This is a genomic window from Fictibacillus sp. EA-CB0309, assembly GCF_055814265.1.
This window is the reverse complement of record NZ_CP169271.1, coordinates 2,977,029-2,993,690: the sequence shown is the minus strand read 5'-3', so window position 1 is coordinate 2,993,690 and position 16,662 is coordinate 2,977,029. Positions and strand designations below refer to the sequence as shown.

The 16,662-nt window shown below is 39.2% G+C and carries 18 protein-coding genes and 1 pseudogene; 12 read left to right on the top strand and 7 right to left on the bottom strand.

The genetic code is table 11. The annotated features are described in order from the left end of the window. The first annotated feature begins 376 nt into the window (after nucleotides 1–376). Nucleotides 377–1,225, top strand: a complete 849-nt coding sequence (locus ACEWFH_RS16730) for a GNAT family N-acetyltransferase (RefSeq protein WP_473724901.1) — start codon at nucleotides 377–379, stop codon at nucleotides 1,223–1,225. Nucleotides 1,226–1,502: 277 nt separating this feature from the next. On the opposite strand, the pseudogene ACEWFH_RS16725 reads toward ACEWFH_RS16730, so the two are convergent. Then, nucleotides 1,503–3,057, bottom strand: a pseudogene (locus tag ACEWFH_RS16725) (IS3 family transposase). Nucleotides 3,058–3,694: 637 nt separating this feature from the next. Here ACEWFH_RS16725 and ACEWFH_RS16720 point away from each other — a divergent pair. Together ACEWFH_RS16720 and ACEWFH_RS16715 are read left to right on the top strand one after the other, a co-directional pair. Further along, nucleotides 3,695–6,976 carry a S8 family serine peptidase gene (locus tag ACEWFH_RS16720; protein WP_473724900.1) on the top strand — a complete coding sequence of 1,094 codons (3,282 nt, stop codon included), beginning with the start codon at nucleotides 3,695–3,697 and terminating at the stop codon, nucleotides 6,974–6,976. Further along, nucleotides 6,967–7,836 (top strand): dockerin type I domain-containing protein, encoded by an 870-nt coding sequence (locus ACEWFH_RS16715; protein ID WP_473724899.1) that lies wholly within the window; start codon nucleotides 6,967–6,969, stop codon nucleotides 7,834–7,836. The genes ACEWFH_RS16720 and ACEWFH_RS16715 overlap by 10 nt, the downstream gene beginning before the upstream one ends. 434 nt (nucleotides 7,837–8,270) lie before the next feature. Here the strand turns inward: ACEWFH_RS16715 and ACEWFH_RS16710 are convergent, their stop codons facing one another. Beyond that, nucleotides 8,271–9,257, bottom strand: a complete 987-nt coding sequence (locus ACEWFH_RS16710; RefSeq protein ID WP_473727331.1) for a Gfo/Idh/MocA family protein — start codon at nucleotides 9,255–9,257, stop codon at nucleotides 8,271–8,273. Nucleotides 9,258–9,436: 179 nt separating this feature from the next. Here ACEWFH_RS16710 and ACEWFH_RS16705 point away from each other — a divergent pair, with 179 nt between their 5' ends. Beyond that, nucleotides 9,437–9,580, top strand: coding sequence for a hypothetical protein (locus ACEWFH_RS16705; protein ID WP_473724898.1), 144 nt, complete (start codon nucleotides 9,437–9,439; stop codon nucleotides 9,578–9,580). 68 nt (nucleotides 9,581–9,648) lie between these two features. On the opposite strand, the gene ACEWFH_RS16700 is transcribed toward ACEWFH_RS16705, so the two are convergent. Further along, on the bottom strand, nucleotides 9,649–10,335 hold the full coding sequence (locus ACEWFH_RS16700) for a lysostaphin resistance A-like protein (RefSeq protein WP_473724897.1): 687 nt from the start codon (nucleotides 10,333–10,335) through the stop codon (nucleotides 9,649–9,651). A gap of 87 nt (nucleotides 10,336–10,422) precedes the next feature. On the opposite strand from ACEWFH_RS16700, the gene ACEWFH_RS16695 reads away from it, so the two are divergent. The 3 genes from ACEWFH_RS16695 to ACEWFH_RS16685 all read left to right on the top strand — a co-directional run bounded on the left by ACEWFH_RS16695 (nucleotide 10,423) and on the right by ACEWFH_RS16685 (nucleotide 11,701). Next, entirely contained in the window at nucleotides 10,423–10,917 is a 495-nt protein-coding gene (locus ACEWFH_RS16695) for a MerR family transcriptional regulator (protein ID WP_473724896.1), read from the top strand. Continuing rightward, nucleotides 10,887–11,174, top strand: a complete 288-nt coding sequence (locus ACEWFH_RS16690; protein ID WP_473724895.1) for a hypothetical protein — start codon at nucleotides 10,887–10,889, stop codon at nucleotides 11,172–11,174. The genes ACEWFH_RS16695 and ACEWFH_RS16690 overlap by 31 nt, the downstream gene beginning before the upstream one ends. A 203-nt stretch (nucleotides 11,175–11,377) precedes the next feature. Next, nucleotides 11,378–11,701 (top strand): hypothetical protein, encoded by a 324-nt coding sequence (locus ACEWFH_RS16685; protein ID WP_473724894.1) that lies wholly within the window; start codon nucleotides 11,378–11,380, stop codon nucleotides 11,699–11,701. 61 nt (nucleotides 11,702–11,762) lie between these two features. Here the strand turns inward: ACEWFH_RS16685 and ACEWFH_RS16680 are convergent, their stop codons facing one another. Then, nucleotides 11,763–11,957 carry a hypothetical protein gene (locus ACEWFH_RS16680; RefSeq protein WP_473724893.1) on the bottom strand — a complete coding sequence of 65 codons (195 nt, stop codon included), beginning with the start codon at nucleotides 11,955–11,957 and terminating at the stop codon, nucleotides 11,763–11,765. Nucleotides 11,958–12,073: 116 nt separating this feature from the next. Between ACEWFH_RS16680 and ACEWFH_RS16675 the strand changes: the two genes are divergently transcribed. Continuing rightward, nucleotides 12,074–12,907, top strand: coding sequence for an alpha/beta fold hydrolase (locus tag ACEWFH_RS16675; RefSeq protein ID WP_473724892.1), 834 nt, complete (start codon nucleotides 12,074–12,076; stop codon nucleotides 12,905–12,907). 42 nt (nucleotides 12,908–12,949) lie between these two features. Here ACEWFH_RS16675 and ACEWFH_RS16670 read toward each other — a convergent pair whose 3' ends face one another. Continuing rightward, nucleotides 12,950–13,714, bottom strand: a complete 765-nt coding sequence (locus tag ACEWFH_RS16670) for a hypothetical protein (RefSeq protein WP_473724891.1) — start codon at nucleotides 13,712–13,714, stop codon at nucleotides 12,950–12,952. Nucleotides 13,715–13,857: 143 nt separating this feature from the next. Here ACEWFH_RS16670 and ACEWFH_RS16665 point away from each other — a divergent pair, with 143 nt between their 5' ends. The 3 genes from ACEWFH_RS16665 to ACEWFH_RS16655 are packed head-to-tail and all read left to right on the top strand — an operon-like array spanning nucleotide 13,858 to nucleotide 15,223. Then, complete coding sequence (locus tag ACEWFH_RS16665) at nucleotides 13,858–14,178, top strand: pyrophosphohydrolase domain-containing protein (RefSeq protein WP_473724890.1); 321 nt, start codon at nucleotides 13,858–13,860, stop codon at nucleotides 14,176–14,178. Nucleotides 14,179–14,222: 44 nt separating this feature from the next. Next, a complete protein-coding gene (locus ACEWFH_RS16660; protein WP_473724889.1) occupies nucleotides 14,223–15,023 on the top strand; it encodes an HNH endonuclease in 801 nt (266 codons plus the stop codon). After that, nucleotides 14,969–15,223 carry a hypothetical protein gene (locus ACEWFH_RS16655; RefSeq protein WP_473724888.1) on the top strand — a complete coding sequence of 85 codons (255 nt, stop codon included), beginning with the start codon at nucleotides 14,969–14,971 and terminating at the stop codon, nucleotides 15,221–15,223. The genes ACEWFH_RS16660 and ACEWFH_RS16655 overlap by 55 nt, the downstream gene beginning before the upstream one ends. A gap of 36 nt (nucleotides 15,224–15,259) precedes the next feature. Here ACEWFH_RS16655 and ACEWFH_RS16650 read toward each other — a convergent pair whose 3' ends face one another. Next, nucleotides 15,260–15,586 carry an ArsR/SmtB family transcription factor gene (locus tag ACEWFH_RS16650; RefSeq protein WP_473724887.1) on the bottom strand — a complete coding sequence of 109 codons (327 nt, stop codon included), beginning with the start codon at nucleotides 15,584–15,586 and terminating at the stop codon, nucleotides 15,260–15,262. Next, entirely contained in the window at nucleotides 15,587–16,006 is a 420-nt protein-coding gene (locus tag ACEWFH_RS16645; RefSeq protein ID WP_473724886.1) for an SRPBCC family protein, read from the bottom strand. A gap of 151 nt (nucleotides 16,007–16,157) precedes the next feature. Between ACEWFH_RS16645 and ACEWFH_RS16640 the strand changes: the two genes are divergently transcribed. Next, on the top strand, nucleotides 16,158–16,625 hold the full coding sequence (locus ACEWFH_RS16640) for a hypothetical protein (RefSeq protein WP_473724885.1): 468 nt from the start codon (nucleotides 16,158–16,160) through the stop codon (nucleotides 16,623–16,625). Nucleotides 16,626–16,662: the final 37 nt, after the last annotated feature.

Sequence of the window (16,662 nt, the reverse complement as noted above, 5' to 3'; positions counted from 1 at the left end):
ATAATCGTGTAAATATATAAAAAAGGAAACACGAAATGTGCCTTTTTTAAGGGTCAGATTGTGGAAAAGTGACACTGGATTTTTGAATATTACTTATTTTTAAATCAATAAGAACAAAATAGAAAATACTAATTCTAATGTTTGTTTTCAATTTACTAATGATATAACTTAAAAGGTACGTTGAATCAAGGAAGTGATGAGAAAATAAGCTACATTAGCCTTTTAGAGGAGTATGGTTTTACCACTATAGGATTGAGAGTTATATGACTAGTGTGGTTAGATATAAGAAGAAAATCACATATAAGATGAGTTATTATTGTGCTAATAAACTAAAAGTAATTGCATTGGGCTGAAAAGATATTAAGAGGTGTTTACATTGATTATTAAAAGTCTCGAGAACATTAATTTACATGAGTTTACAACTTGTTTTAATGACGCTTTTTCTGATTATACAATTCCGTTTAAAGTATCTCCGGATTATTTAAATGAAAGATTTACAGGGGCAGGAATACAATACAAACTATCATTTGGAGCATTTAACGAAGATAAACAAGTAGCCTTTATTATGCATGGAGTTGGAGAAGACAATGGAAAGAAAACCGCTTTTGACATTTGTACAGGAGTTATTCCCGAATTTAGAGGGAATCGCCTTGTAGCAGAAATCTACAATCATGCTATACCTATTCTTAAAGAACAGAATGTTCAAAAATCCTTATTAGAAGTTATTCAAACGAATGAAAAAGCTATTAAAGCTTATAGTAATTTAGGGTTTAAAATAAAGCGAGAACTTTCTTGTTTTAAAGGTGAAATTGATCTAAAACCCCTCTCTGTTCATAAGGATGTATGTATAAACACGGTTAGTCCAAATGAATTTGATTGGAATATGGCACCTTCTTTTTGGAATTTTACCCCCTCTTGGGAACAATCTGTTCAAGCTATATTACGCAATTCACATTTATATGATGTAATCACGATAGGAAAACAAGATGCTATTTATGGGTATGCCGTAATGAATTCAAAACAGGGTAGTGTTCTTCAGTTTGGTATTCTTAAAGAAAAAAGGAACCAAGGTTTTGGCTATTCTTTGTTTCAGTGGATCGGTATGCAACATGCAGTAATTTCTATTAATAATGTCGACAAACAAGATAAAAAATCCCTACAATTTCTGAAAGACATAGGTCTTAGCGTACACATTGAACAATATGAAATGGAAAAAATTTTATAAACCATCTTGAGGCTGTGTAAAACGATAACATAACGCTTTTATATAACAGGATAATTTTAGTGAAATTTATATTTATTATAAAAGGGCAATCCAGAGAAGTGGATACAAGATTGGGTTAAGAAAATAACTAGTATGTAGTGTGGTGAGATCTCTTGTTCAACGATCGGGTACGATTGCAGAATAAGGATCCGTCTAATATAATTCAATTTAAAAAGTTAAAAGCACTGCGATTTGAACTGCACCCCGTCAAGTAGACAGTTGAAATAATAAAAACACCTTAAGCGGCGTTAGTCCTGTATTCCAAGGGGCTAAGGCCGTTTAATCGTTTTTGATATCTCTTATGATTTAAAAATATATGTACTCATCAATGGCCTCAGAAAGTTCATCAAACGTTTCATACTTATCCAGATAATATTTTTCGCTTTTCAATGTTCCCCAAAGGGATTCCATTGGACCATTGTCAATACATCTTCCGACTCGGGACATACTTTGAGTCATCTGTGCTTTATCTATTCTTCGTTTAAAACCTAAATGAGTGAACTGGAATCCTCGGTCGCTATGGATGAGTGGTCGAGCTCCATCCAAAAGGGCTGTAGCCAGATCCAGTGTTTCAAACACTAGTTTATTGTTGTTTGAATGACCCAAAACGTAGCTGACAATCGATCCATCATATAAGTCTCGAATTGCACTTAAATAAGCCTTCTTGGCCACTCCATACTTAAATTCAGTGACATCCGTAACCCACTTCTCATTTGGCTTTTTAGCTTGAAATTCACGGTTCAACACATTTTCTGCGACGTGTTGAGGGGTGGATTGTTTGTAACGTTTCTTCTTTTTCCTTATGACACTTTGAATGCCAACAATTTTCATCAGCCTATAAATTCGTTTAAGATTGAAATTCTTTCCTAACCTGCGGTTTAAAGTCATCGTGATCCGCCGGTAGCCATAAATTCCTTTAACCTCCTGATGAAGTGACTTTATTTCTTTTATAAGCTCCTCATTCTGGAGTTGACGCACGGTGGGTGTTCGTTTCAGCCATTTATAATCCGCGGACCTAGCTATTCCCGCAATTTTACAAAGTAAGATAACAGGGAACTCCTTATGATGAAGTTCCTGAATGGCAATATATTTCTCCTCAAGGCGTATTTGACTTATCTGCGCCTCCTTTCGATTTCTTCTAACTTTTTTAGGAATGCGTTTTCTGCACGTAAACGTTCGTTTTCTCTCTCAATCTTTTGCATCTCTAATTTCATCTTCTGCTCTGCAGAGAGTTCAACTTCTTCCTTCTTCCTCCCTCGCTTATCTATAAGGGCTTCTTCACCGCCATTATCATACTTTTTAACCCATTGGTATACTTGTTGGTAAGAGACCTTGAAGGTCTCAGCTGCCTTCTGATAATCTTTTTCGTTCTCAAGGCAATAAAATACGATCTCTTTCCGTTCATTCAGGGTAGTGTTTCTTCCTTTAGTCATAGTAGTTGTCCTTCCTCTGGAAGTATCGTTTAATTCTCTATGACTATTATACTTTTTAATCCACTTGCGAAGGAGGGATGTACTAGAAATTTCATACTTCCTGGTAACCTCATTGTAGGAGTGGTCACTGCTAAGATAGTCCTGGACTGCCGCCAGCTTAAGTTCCTTAGAATACTTCTTCCAGGTAGAGGTTTCATTTAATCCTTCCACTCCGTGTTTTTCATATCTATATACCCAATTATAAATTGTATCTCTGCACACTTGATATATAAATGCTAGTTCCGAAAGGGTATGGCTCCTGTTATTCAATGCCTCTATGATCTTAATTTTATCTTGGAGGGAATGTGCCCTTTTTGACATAATAAATACTCCCTTAAAGTAAACAGATTTTTATTTTTTAATCTGTCTACCTTTAGGGGAGCATATCAATTTGCAGTGCTTTTTCTGTTGCTAATTCATATGTTATTCTCTATGTTTATTAACTTTTTGTACTCCAAAGATAACCCGTTAGAATTTTTTTTCAGACTTTTTTTATACTATTAATCAAATGAACTTCATTCCAATGAAGAACGCAAGAACCACTTATCAAGAGAGGTCTGGCGTTCTTTGTATTAACCCCAATTTAAAATGACTATTGGACTAAGAGAAATCTCTTCTCACCGGCAAATGTGGAGAGAGGTTATTCTTAACCGTATTTCCATAGGGAAGTAGAACGGAATAAAAAACCCAATTGTTCCATGTGTCAAACCACTGTAAAATTCAACTAACATCATTAGTTTGCGTCCAATCTCTTCTTGCTTCTTATCTTTCTTCTACCTATCTATCAACATCATCGCGAAGGCCCACTACTTTTTTATCATTCGACATCATACATACCTTCAATGGGACTGATCTTCTTTTATATGGAATGAATGTAGGTAGAAGATTTTATTTGGAGAGCCAAAGAGAGTTACGCTCCGACACAAAACCTGTCAATCTACTAATCGAGAAAGGGAAGATGAAATTGAAACCATTCAATGTAGTCACAACGGGCTTCCTCGTAACCAGTTTACTGCTATCGGGCATTTCTCCGGCGATTGCCAAAGGGACATCGTCAGAGAACAAGTTGGAACAGTATTTACAACATGCTACTCAGGAGGATCGCGAACGGATTCACGAGGGGCAGAACCAAGCAGGGAAGAAATTCGTATCTCCGGAGATCAATGTACATTCCGATGAAGAAATTGCAATCATCGTTCAGTATTCACAAGATCCTGCAGAGGTGGAAGTGAAGAAGATGGAGCTTAAAGGGGAGAAGGTTTCTCTTCAAGCTGCCAAAGAGAAGGTACAAAAAGTTCATCAACAATTTAAGGAAAAGGTGAAGAAGAAGCAGGCGAAAGCTAAAGGAAAGTCACCGATTCAAATAGGGAAAGAATACCGTCAAGCCTTTAACGGGGTCGCGATGAAACTGCCGGCAAGTGAAGTGAAGGAGCTACTAAAATACGATGAAGTCAAAGCGGTTTATGTAGACGCGGAGATAAAGGTAGATCCCGTTCCATTTAGTGAGGAAACGAAGGATTCGTCACCTGCAATGGATAGCCTGTCACAGATATCTGCACCGGCAGCACACGCTGAAGGCTATACCGGTAAAGGAATCAAAGTCGGGGTACTGGACACGGGGATCGATTACCATCATCCTGATTTAAAAGAAGCCTACAAAGGTGGATATGATCTGGTAAACAATGATGATGATCCGATGGAAACCACATATGAAGAGTGGCTGGGTTCCGGTTTAATGGAGTACCATCCACTGGGTGGATCAACGTATTACACCTCCCATGGCACCCACGTAGCGGGAACAATTGCTGGTCGTGCCGGGAATCAGGAGGGGAATGGGGTCAAAGGAGTGGCTCCCGATGCGGATCTTTATGCGTATAAAGTCTTAGGTCCTTACGGAAGTGGGCCGATGTCGACAATTATGGCTGGAATTGAGAAGGCGGTAGAAGATAGCATGGACGTCATCAATTTATCCCTTGGCGGTTCCTCAATCAGTCCTTTGGATCCCGCTTCGATAGCCATCGACAATGCCATGCTGTTAGGAACAGTTGCTATTGTGGCCGCAGGAAATTCCGGGGATGACCAGTATACGCTCGGCGCTCCTGGTACAGCCAGCCTTGGAATCACAGTGGGGGCAAGTGATTATTCTGTTACAGCCTCCAAAGCAGGTGGAGCTCTTATAAATGGTACAGAAAGCATGGAACTGAACGATATTCGTTTACTCGGAACAGATTTTGGCTCCCTGGATGGACTTCTGGGCACAAAAAGTTCCATTACTTATGTAGGAGTAGGACGAGATGCTGATTACGAAGGCAAAGATGTAGAGGGCAAAGTGGTCTTGATCTCGAGGGGAACCAACGGAGTAAATGAAAAGATTTATATTGCCAAACAACATGGAGCCAAGGCAGCGCTTATTTTCAATAACAACCCGGATGAAGGGCATATCCCGTATTATTTTGGGGAAGAAGTGAAATTCATTCCAGGATTCTCTCTCACATATGAAGATGGACATGCCATTTTGGAATCTATAAAAGAGGACAGCACGTTCTCCTTCAACCATTTCGAAGAGTTTCAATCTGAAGGGGACCATCTGGCTGGATTCAGTTCCCGGGGACCGACGAGAATCACTCATGACATCAAACCGGAAATCGTTGCACCAGGTGTCGGTGTTTATTCCTCTGTCCCAAGCTACATGCAGGGAAGCGAGTATATCGGCAATTATGATGTCGCATACAAACGGGCGTCAGGAACATCGATGGCAGCGCCACACGTAGCAGGAGCAGCCGCTTTACTTCTTCAGGAAAATCCTGACTTGAAGCCGGAAGATGTAAAAACCGCCCTGATGAATACAGCGGACGAAGTAAAAGGGGACACAAGTGTATTTGAACGGGGTGCCGGGCGAATCGATGTCTATGAAGCCATGCATGCCGATGTGGAAATCGAAGTGGAGCATGATATCCTGACGGCAGCACCTCATTCCGAGGAATCCCATGAGGATGAAACGCACGATCATACAAGTCATTTGGTAGACCAAATCGTCGAGCATAGCGGTGACCTGAGCTTTGGAGGGATAAGTAAAACAGGGGAGGATCTATCCGAACGTCTATCGGTGACTCTTCATAATAATAGTGATGAGCAGAAAAAGTTTGCCATCTCGTTTGAAGAGAATGGGATCGAGGGCAACCAAAGTATGAAAGAAAATGGTGTCAGCCTGTCGTTTCCTAAAGCTGTAAATGTGAACGCCGGAAAAGACAAGGATCAGAATGTGATCTTGAACATTCCGAAAACGGCTAAGCCGGGATTCTATGAAGGAATGGTGACGTTCACAAATCGCGAGAACCCAGATGAGGTATATCAGCTTCCAGTAGGATTTCGCCTGTTGGAAACAGGAATCAAAGAAGTGACCGCCTACTTTACTTCTTTCACGACTCGACGCGATCTAAATCATGGTTATTCTGGGTACTCACCGATTACATTCTCACTGAATAATGGAATGGAAAAGGTGGATATCGTACTTAAGGATGCAGATACTGGAGAGGGGCTTGGGGTGATCGAATCGTTCCCGTTTTATTTACCGGAAGACTATCTCTATGGAATTGAATATGGTTTCGTGGGCTTGTACTATCCGTTTACAGGAAATGCCGAAAATCCGGTAGCCTATTCAAAAACATTAGCTCCTCCAGGCAATTATGAAGTTGAAGTCATCGGGACGGATTCCAATGGCAAGACATACAGAAAATCAGACAAACTGTTTATTGAAAATACGCTGCCGGAAGTGGATACCAAACAAAAGGGCGGAGTGTACGAAGTAACGGATGAGGGTCTTGTGGTAAAAGGGAACATCTATAATGACCAGATCGACAAGATGAAAGAATATGGGGAAAACTTTGATCAGTCCACGAACACAGTCAGTGTGCTGTCTTCCACTCCGTACAGCATGAATCCTGTGAATGTTGATGGGGAAGGAAACTTTGAAGCTTTATTGCACCTGCCTAAAGGAAAAGAGACAGGGAAATTCACCCTGCATCATTATGACCAGGCCGTGAATGGAATGCAGGATCATCCGGATCATACGTATAACCTGATTAAGAAAGGGACGCCATATGCGAAATTGACTTCTTCCAAGAGCGATGTAAAATACGGGGAATCTGTTGCCTTGCACCTTTCCTCCCATCACGCTTCCATTCATGGGGGAGATTTGATGTCCGTTACGACAATACGGTCTACGAAGGAATGGACGTAACCATCAGCGAAGAACTTCGGGCATTTGCAGATGAGCAGGGAGTAGAGATTTTGATAAAAGCAAAGGATTCCGTTGTGTCGGGAACGAGAACGACGATCCCGGTGACCTTGACGGTAAACGGAGAACTGAATGAAGAGATACCAAACGGGATGAACCTGCTGGACATTAAAGTGAACGTGAAGCAAACACCGGATACGTATAAAAAATGGATCTATCCGATTGAATTGACGAAAACTGAAGTGACTTCTTCAAATGGGGAAACCACCATCATTCAATCGTTTGGCAAGGGAATCAACATTCTTCCAACTCATTCCCAACTTGAAGGCGGTTTTTTACCGGAAGGATTCACCAATGGCGTTTGGTTCCGACCTGGCCTGGATATGTCTTCAGTTGGAGCAAAGGTAAGCTTATTGAATCAATCGGGGAATGTTCGTGATGGAAGCATCAATCGAGGGGCAAGATACACCTTTAAAGAACTACCGGTTACGGATGAAGAATATGATATCAAGATTACCATCCCTGGTCACTTTACGCGTCATGCAACCGTTAGCCACTTAAAAGACGAATTCAACGGTGAGCCGACTGGACGAATGACCTATATCTTCTACGCGGAAATCCAAGCGGGGGATGTCACTCAGGATAATGTCATCGACTTGATGGATGCCATAGAGGTCCAGAAGCATTATGGAACTGACCACCGCGCGGCAGATATTAATTACGATGGCACCGTAGACAAGACCGACCTGCAGTATATCGTCAACAACTACCTAGTGCAGAATCCGGATGTTGTAAATCCTCCTGTAGCCATAAAAGAATTTAATGGGAAAACATTAGATGATATCGTGTCAGAATTGAATTGAGAAGGGTCGAACGTTTCTTATAATACTCTTCGAGAATGAAGAGGAGGCTGTCGATAAGTGATTGACAGCCTCCTTCGTCATTTTCAAATTCAGAATCACGCCCCTTCTTAAGCATACCCTGCCGGACCTATGGTATAGGTTAAATTTTACTAACATTAAACTTACTACTATTGAAGAAACAAAGATCCTGTTTAGATTATGCTCATATAAATCTTTTAAAAGAGGATGTTTTCGTTTTCCTATCTTTGATAAAGGTGAGTAAAAAGTTTTAATTGAATAATGGCATAAGAAAACCGACCAGACGAAAATCTGGTCGGTTTTGATGTTATTTACATATCCAATAATCATGCTAATTCACACTAAAAGGCTTGCAAATTACCATTTTCTGCTCCATAAGACAACCTGTTACTCTCTAAGAAGTCCCCTTAGACAAGTTATTTTTGATCAGCTGGATAAACAAGTCCAATCTGCTTTCTAGCCTCATCCATAATTTTCATCACAGCGAGGGAATTGCTATGTGAGTTCACTTTCGACTCCAGCTCGCCACGCTCGATTAACTCGATAAATTCTTTCGCTTCGTAATACATCTTCGGCTTGTCTTGTGTCACCGTAATGTCTTCTGTTGTTCCGTCTTTATAACGAATTTCTATTTTCGTCATGTCCTGAATGTGGTCGATCAGGATGCTACCGTTCTCGCCTTGAATTTCAGACGGTACGTACGAGTTCGAGATCTTGGAGTACATCACAACCGCCTCTTTGTCACCGTAGTTTAAGAGGATGCTGCCTTCACCATCGACACCAGACTCAAGCAAGAACGCATTGGCTTTCACGTCATTAGGCTCTCCAAAAAGAACGACCATCGGGTACAAACAATAGATGCCGATATCCATTAGTGATCCGTTTGAGAATTCTGGTCTGAACGCGTTCAGCACGGTTCCTTCCTTATACTTATCATAGCGGGAAGAGTACTGACACGAGTTCGCAAAATAACGGCGGACTGTTCCGATCTTATGTAAGTTTTCCTGAATGCTCTTAAAGTTCGGCGTCACCGTTGAACGCATCGCTTCCATCAATAACACGTTGTTTTCTTTTGCGACGGCGATCATTTTTTCAACTTCAGCAGCGTTCGACGCGATCGGTTTCTCACAGATTACATGCTTACCATGCTTCATGAGCGTGATTGCTTGCTCGGCATGAAACGAGTTCGGGCTTGCGATGTACACGGCATCAATGACCGAGCTTGCCGCCATCTCCTCTACATCTGTAAACGTATGTTCAGCACCATTTTTATCCGCAAACTCCTTTGCTGTTTCTTCTGTACGGGAGTAGACCGCAGATAATGTAAAACTTTCGACTTCACGAGCTGCGTTAATAAAGCTTTCTGTAATCCAGTTTGTTCCGATAACTCCAAATTTCAAGATTTCTTCATCCTTTCACATCTGTAGGCAATAGCCTTACAGTTTTCATAGTATGTATTCTACTCCTATAGTCATGTTTTAGACAAATAATGAGGACTACCGCACTATTTTTGTTGAAAAAGGTTTCTTAAGATAATATCCGGGGTAAAGATAGAACAAAACCTGGTAAGGAGGGATGAGTTATGCTTACAATGACAAACCATGAACAGCTAACAACAAAGCCTTTAGATTTGCCAGTACCACGATTCGTGCTAAAAGAACAGACACTAGTCGATCAAGAAAAACGCAAACCAGAATTCGAACTTACGTCGTTGAATCCGAAATAATAGAATCCATACATGAAGAAAGCGAAGATCTTAGGGGATCTTCGCTTTTTTTGATGGGACTTATTAAGTTAACTCAGTACAGACAACGAAATGCCGATGCCGTTCACAATTCCGTGAATGATGATGCTGGGTATAATTGAACCTGTTTTCTCATACACCCAGCAAAAGACGAGGCCAGACGCAAAGTTAACGGGCAGTGTGTTATAGGTCGGAATGTGCACGATCATGAAAATAAACGAACTCAGGATCATCGCATTCCGAACACCATATCTTCTAAACCACGTATAAAGAAATCCGCGATAGAAGATCTCTTCATAAATCGGTGACACGACGCTCGCTGACAAAAATCCAATCATAAAAGTAAAGGGTGTGAGATCTGCCTTCAGACTATCGGTCTTGCTGTTGCTTGATCCGATAGAGAGCAAATCCATCACAACGACAATTACGACACTTATGATGATGAGCAGAACCGTCCAGATTGCGATGGTTTTCCACGACTGCAGCGTGATGGGTCTTACACCTACTGCTTCCCACCCTAAGTTATTTCCTTTTAAGGCAACGATATAAACTCCCACAGTAAATACAATCGCCATACAGAATCCTGTTAACGTTCCTGCGTATAATGAGTTGTCAAACCACTTCAGCAACTGATCATACAGCACATTTTCAAGTAAGATCGGCACACAGACTAAACACAATCCTAGTAAGAGTATGAGTTCTTTCCACGTCCATCTTTTTTCTGTTATAACGTTCATATCATTGTTCCTCCAGTTGTTATAATATGTTAATTGTAGAGGGTGACGTAACGTTACCTGCAAGAGAAAAAAGGAGATTTATTCTAAATGACTTTACTTTCAATCGGTGACGTTGCCAAACAATACAACCTTTCTCTTCGGACGATGAGGTATTACGATCAGATCGGCCTGCTGACTCCAAGTGTGAAGAGCGAGAGCGGTGCACGATTTTATTCGAGTGACGACGTACATACCCTTCAAAAGATTACATTGTTGAAATCCATCTCATTACCGCTTAGCGAAATTAAAAAGATGATTCATAACATAACGATGAAAGAGATTCTAGCTGCACAAAGAAAAGAACTTCAAGAAAAGCTTTCTTCCGTACAAGCAGCGGTTGAAAAAACAAACACCCTATTGCATGTGTTGGAACTCCAAGGTGAATTGAATTGGGAAGAGCTTCTTGCTTTCATTAAAGCCAACGAAAATATGAAACTACAAGACAAGAAAAAACGTGGGACGACCTGTTTTCTGATGAAGAGCAAGAAGTTCTGCAGAAAACGTTGCCTAAGATGGAAGACGCGAATGCTGCAAAGTGGATAAACATCATCAAAAGAATTGAGATCTGTATCAAGAACGAAGTAGAACCGTCATCAGAAGAAGGACTGTTAATCGCGTCTGACGTCTTGCTTCTATCACATGAAATGTTTAATGGAGATACAGAGTTAGAGGAGAAATTTTGGAATGCGCGTAAGTCGGAGAACGCCTCACAATCGTTGGGGTTGTATCCTGTTAATCAACAAGTACTGGAATTTCTAGAGGAGGCAATCATAGAGTACCAATCTACAACTGTATATTAATTATAAAAATGTAAAACTTTGGTTCATTCTCATGGTGATAGGGTATCAAGAACTATACACGAAAATGTTCCATGAGGTGAAGAGATGAAGAGAATTGTTTTGTTGTTGGGGAAGATGACTTTAACGCGTATTTAGATGAGCGCAACGAGCAGATTAAAAAAGAGAAGGACCTACTTAAAGAAGCAGACGTTGCTTTTGTTAAGATGATGGAAGACCCGAACGCTAAAGAGCAGTTAGAGAAGAGCCTAGAGAAGTATGATGCGTTAGTAAAAGAAGCAGAGAGCGTGAACTTTGATAAGCTGAAAGACTTGAAGAAGTCTCACGATCACTTCGTTAAATCGTTTCAGGCCAATGCAGAAGGAATGAAACTAGGTGTAACTGCATTTGAAAAACAAGATACAGCACTCGATCAGGAATCTCAAACAAAATTCAAAGAAGCTGAGAATCAAAGTAAGAAAAGCGAAACAGAACTTGATAAATTCGCTGAAGACAATGATTTCACACTAAAAGAAACGGAAATAAAATAGTAAACATAGGAAAAGAGCTGAAAAAAATCAGCTCTTTTTTCGTGCAACTCTTATAAATACACTACATGTTCTCTTTAATCTTTGCTTCTTGGATCATTTTATATACATACAAAGCACCATAACCACCAGCAATTCCAAGTGGCAAGATAATGAAGGGGGCAAATGTTTTGTTGTGAAGACCAAATAGATAAAAGAGGCCATAAATGATGACCATGGTCATTAAGCTAAATGCTAACCGAATCAAATAGTTTTTCAAAAAGAAACGCTCCTTATTCTATAAATAATATCTCTATTTTAGCATACGTAACGAAATCTGAAGGATTCTTCAAGTGTTGTGCCGAACGAAATGAAGAGAAAAAGGAGTGGTGAATCATGCCATATTGTAAAGTCGATAAAGCAAACATGTATTATGAAGAAATCGGATCAGGAACACCAATTGTAATCATTCACGGGTTCACGCTAGACCACCGTGCCATGAAAGGATGTATGGAGCCCATCTTCCAAGAGAGGAAAGGGTACAGAAGAATATATTTTGATCTCCCTGGAATGGGTCAAACTAAGGATTGTGATCAAGTCGAAAACACAGATGACATGTTGCAAGCAGTTATTGAATGTATTGATACGATATTACCAAATCAATCGTTCTTGATCGTAGGCTATTCTTATGGCGGTTATCTGACAAGGGGTGTAATCGCGGAAATGGGTGAACTTGTTTTAGGCGCAGCGTATATTTGCCCGGTCATTATAGCTGAAAAAGAAAAACGAACACTGCCAGACCACAAGGTCATACATAGAGATGAAGCGTTTGTAGCAACACTTAACACAGAAGAGAAGGAGTTCTTTGAGAACAATTTTGTGGTGTTAAATGAAAACAACTGGAACAGAGCGATGGATGAACTTGTGGTAGGAATGGAAGCGGCGAATCAAGCATTTCTTGAAAAGGTTCAGAATGCGTATGGGTATTCTTTTAAAGTGGATGAAGGGACTTTTGCAAAGCCTAGCCTCTTTTTAGTAGGAAGACAAGACAACGTAGTAGGGTATATGGATGCGTTTGACATACAAGACAAATATCCGAGAGCTGCATTCTCTCTATTAGATTCTGCAGGGCATAATTTGCAGATTGAGCAGGATGAGCTTTTTAATGTGCATTTTGATGAGTGGCTTAAGCGGGTTAAGGTTTTTGAAAGTACAAAAATATTAAAATAGATAAAAGGAATCCGCTCCAATAAGGGCGGATTTTTCAGTGCATTACTTATTAGATAATGCCTCTTTTTCAAAATGATGGCGAAGCATTTCTTTCAGAGCGTCTTTATTCTGTGCAAATTGTTTATGGCGATGGCCATTTCCTCCAGATGGATGAGGGAATCCAGAGAGAATGCTTGCTGATTTAAGGAGATTATTATCAGCTAAATAGTTCAATACGTTCGAGACGTTAACACCTAATGGAATGATAAGCGGGTTATCTAAACTAGCCATTTCAGAAGCAAAGCATTCAGTAACGTATTGCTTCAAGATATCATTTTTTAAAATGTTTGGTGTTGAACCACTGTAGTTTTTCCCTTTGTAAAACACGGGATAGGTAATTACAGAGGTCGTATGTACTAAATGACTCGCTTCATTAAAGAGCTCCATAGAAGACGACAAGCGTAAATATTCGTGTAAGCCAAGCTCATCTAGCATTTGAACTAGATTTTTTCTCATAGGTCCTTCAAAACTAGAGTTGTTTTTTACTTGATGAAGAATTTCTTCATCGGTTAGCATTTGGTCCTTTGCACTCAATACAGTTGAAAAAGACCTTTTCATTTGGTGTAATCCTGGAGTAATTCCAACAATCACAACTTTAGCATGTTCGTTCACATACTCAAAAGGTGCATAATAGATTTCTAAACTTCTATTACCGTTTGCTTCGAATAAAAACTGATCACCTTGTACAAGTTCATCATCTAAAGAAGACGGTAAAGATTGAATTAAGTTCTTAAATTGATTGAATTTAGAATAAGCTGCGATTGTCATAAGAAAATTGCTCCTTTTTAGGATAGTTGTTATTCCATTTTAGTATACCAGTAAGAATAATAGAAAAGGTGCATGTATTACTTTTTTGGTAAAGGTTTATTGTTACAATTTCATTAGATACATGATATAAGGGAGAGATTACTTTGCCAACATATAATAAGCTTGTACGTGATCGTATACCAGAAATTATTGAAAAAAATGGAAATTCATTTAACACTAGAATTCTATCTGAAGAAGAATACTTAAAAGAACTTAAGAATAAATGTTATGAAGAACTAGATGAGTATGCTGCAGCTGATAACGACAAGGATGCAGTAGGAGAACTTGCTGACCTTCTTGAATTAATGTACGCATTAGCCAAAGTTCATGGAGTAGATTTCTATGAAATAGAAAAAGTAAGACAGGAAAAAGCAGAAAAACGCGGAGGATTTCAAAAGCGTATCTTCTTAATAGATGCTGAATAATTATGTAATAGTTTAGAAGGATTATCAGGAATAGAGTTGATAAAATGAGCCACAAACTTCAAGTAGGGGAAATGACAGTTGAATATTTGACTGACAAGGAAATATGGGGACACTTCAATTATATCTTTTCTCCAAAATCTAAAAATTCCACAACATATAAATTTGTCTTGATTAAGTCAATCTTAGAGAATCTTTATAATGTTAATGAAAAATTAGAATTAACCTACGATCTTATATATGCAAGTTTTTCTAAAATATATTGGAATCTTGTTATACATCATAATTTGAATCAGATTAACATGACCGGAAAGAAAGCAGAGGTACAAAAAATACTTATAGAAATCAAAGAAAAGTACATTGTTCCAAATACTTTTGTGTTTGATAAACTTTCTGATGAACTTCAGATTGAAATCATAACAAAGGTTAAAAAGAAGGCTAAGCTGAATGTTATGGGTGCTATATACGGTGATACTGATAGTACAATCTATGACTTCGATAATAAGAGAGAATCTATCAAAATTAATCCTAGTTATTATTCGTTTATGCAACGGTTTCAGAAAGTGCTGACTTACTTAACGAACTATCACCTTGCTTTATTTTTAGAAAAGTTCAACCAAAATGGAGATGTTACGAATCTTCTTATGAAAGTTGAAAATGTATCTAAAAGATCTTCGTTGAATGAATTCTACTTCCTTTTATCATCTTTTTATAATGACAAGTGTTTTTATTGTGAAAAAGAAATTAAGAAAAAGGGTCTATCCACGTTGATCATTTTATTCCCTGGAGTTTTGTGCAAACTGATCAATTATGGAATTTGGTCATCTCCTGTAGTTCATGTAACTTAGCTAAGAACGATAAATTAGCCGTAGAAAAATATTTAGATTTTCTAATAGATAGAAACATAGAATTAACCAACAATTCAATTGTAAACCAAAGACCAGACATGAAAGTCTACACAGAAAAGAAATTGATTGAGCTTTATAATTATTCCAAGGAAAATGGTTTTACAGACATTTGGACTCCACAAAAGAAAATCCAATTATAAATTGAAAAGCTTAAGGAAAAATATCCTTAAGCTTTTTTACTTCTTATCATCCTCAACAAGATGCCTCAACATAGCCAACTTATTCTCCCAAAACTTCTCATAATAAGACAGCCACTGCTTCACTTCTGTTAAAGGCTCAGGGTGCAGCTGGTAAATTTTTTCACGTCCTTCTTTCCATCCTGAAATGAGTTCAGCTTCCGTTAAAATCTGCAGATGCTTCGTCACAGCGGTTCGGCTCATATCAAAGTGATCCGCAATCTCTGAGATTGGCCGTTCGTTTTCTGCTAATAGCCTTAATACTTCACGCCGTGTAGGATCCGCAATTGCTTTAAAAACATCGTGTTTTTCTGCAGGTGCTGCCACTTAGCCCTCAACTACCTTTTTCAGTCTTTCATTTACGATACCAACCCATCCGCCGTTCATGCGGTCATGCACATCTTGAGCCTTTTGATTGGCTTTTCCAACCATCGCGTCTTCTTCTTTCCATCCACTATGAATTAGGGTGAATTCTGTCTGATCTCCTTTTTCTTCTAACAAAAACGTAACCACCCAGCCATCGTTGTCCCATGCAAACGAAAGCTTATTTGGCTCATCGATTACGAGCACCTTACACGGTGAAGGTCCAAAAGGTGACTGAATATGAAATTCGTGTCCTTCTTCGGCTTTAAAGTCATTTGGCATGAACCAAGAAGACATGCCTTCTGCTGTTGATACAGAATCCCACACTTTTTGAATCGGTGCGTTGAAGAGCGCGGTTTGTTTAATATCCGGTAATGATGCCATGAACGTTCATCTCCTATAAATAATATATAACCATTTGGTTGCATGTTTAGGATATAACACCTTTTGGTTGTATGTCAACACATGAAAGAGGAGCTTGTCTTGATAGTGGAGAATATTTACATATGTAGAATGTGCGTTTTGGAGGAAATACATGAAGAATTTTGTGAAATTGCTTTTTGTTTTCATACTCGTTTTCCAGGTTACTTCTTGCAGCCGTGTTTCGATTGGCTGTCCAGATGGTGAGATTGAATGGATTCATGCGGTTAAGATTAAGGATGTTAAGTATGAACATGACTTTCCTGACCCACACGATCAGGTTGAACTTAATATTGTACAAGGTGATGTACTTGGTGAAGTTGGCTATAAAATGGCTGATGACGCTTGCAGCAACTATAAAATGAAAAACGGTGACGCGACCTATTTAGATGAGGGCACTCCCATTTACTCCATAAAAGATACGCCAACATCACTTGCTGTTTTAGCAAATGATCAAGTCTTCGTTGTAGAACAAAACACAAAAGCAAAAACGGTCAAGGAGTATTATCCCATTAAAAATCTCGTTAACCACATACACATTGAAAGCACACTAGACGGTAGGAGACTTCATACGTTTTTCTGAGGCTTCTACTAAAATCTTTCTCAACGAATGGCTGGAA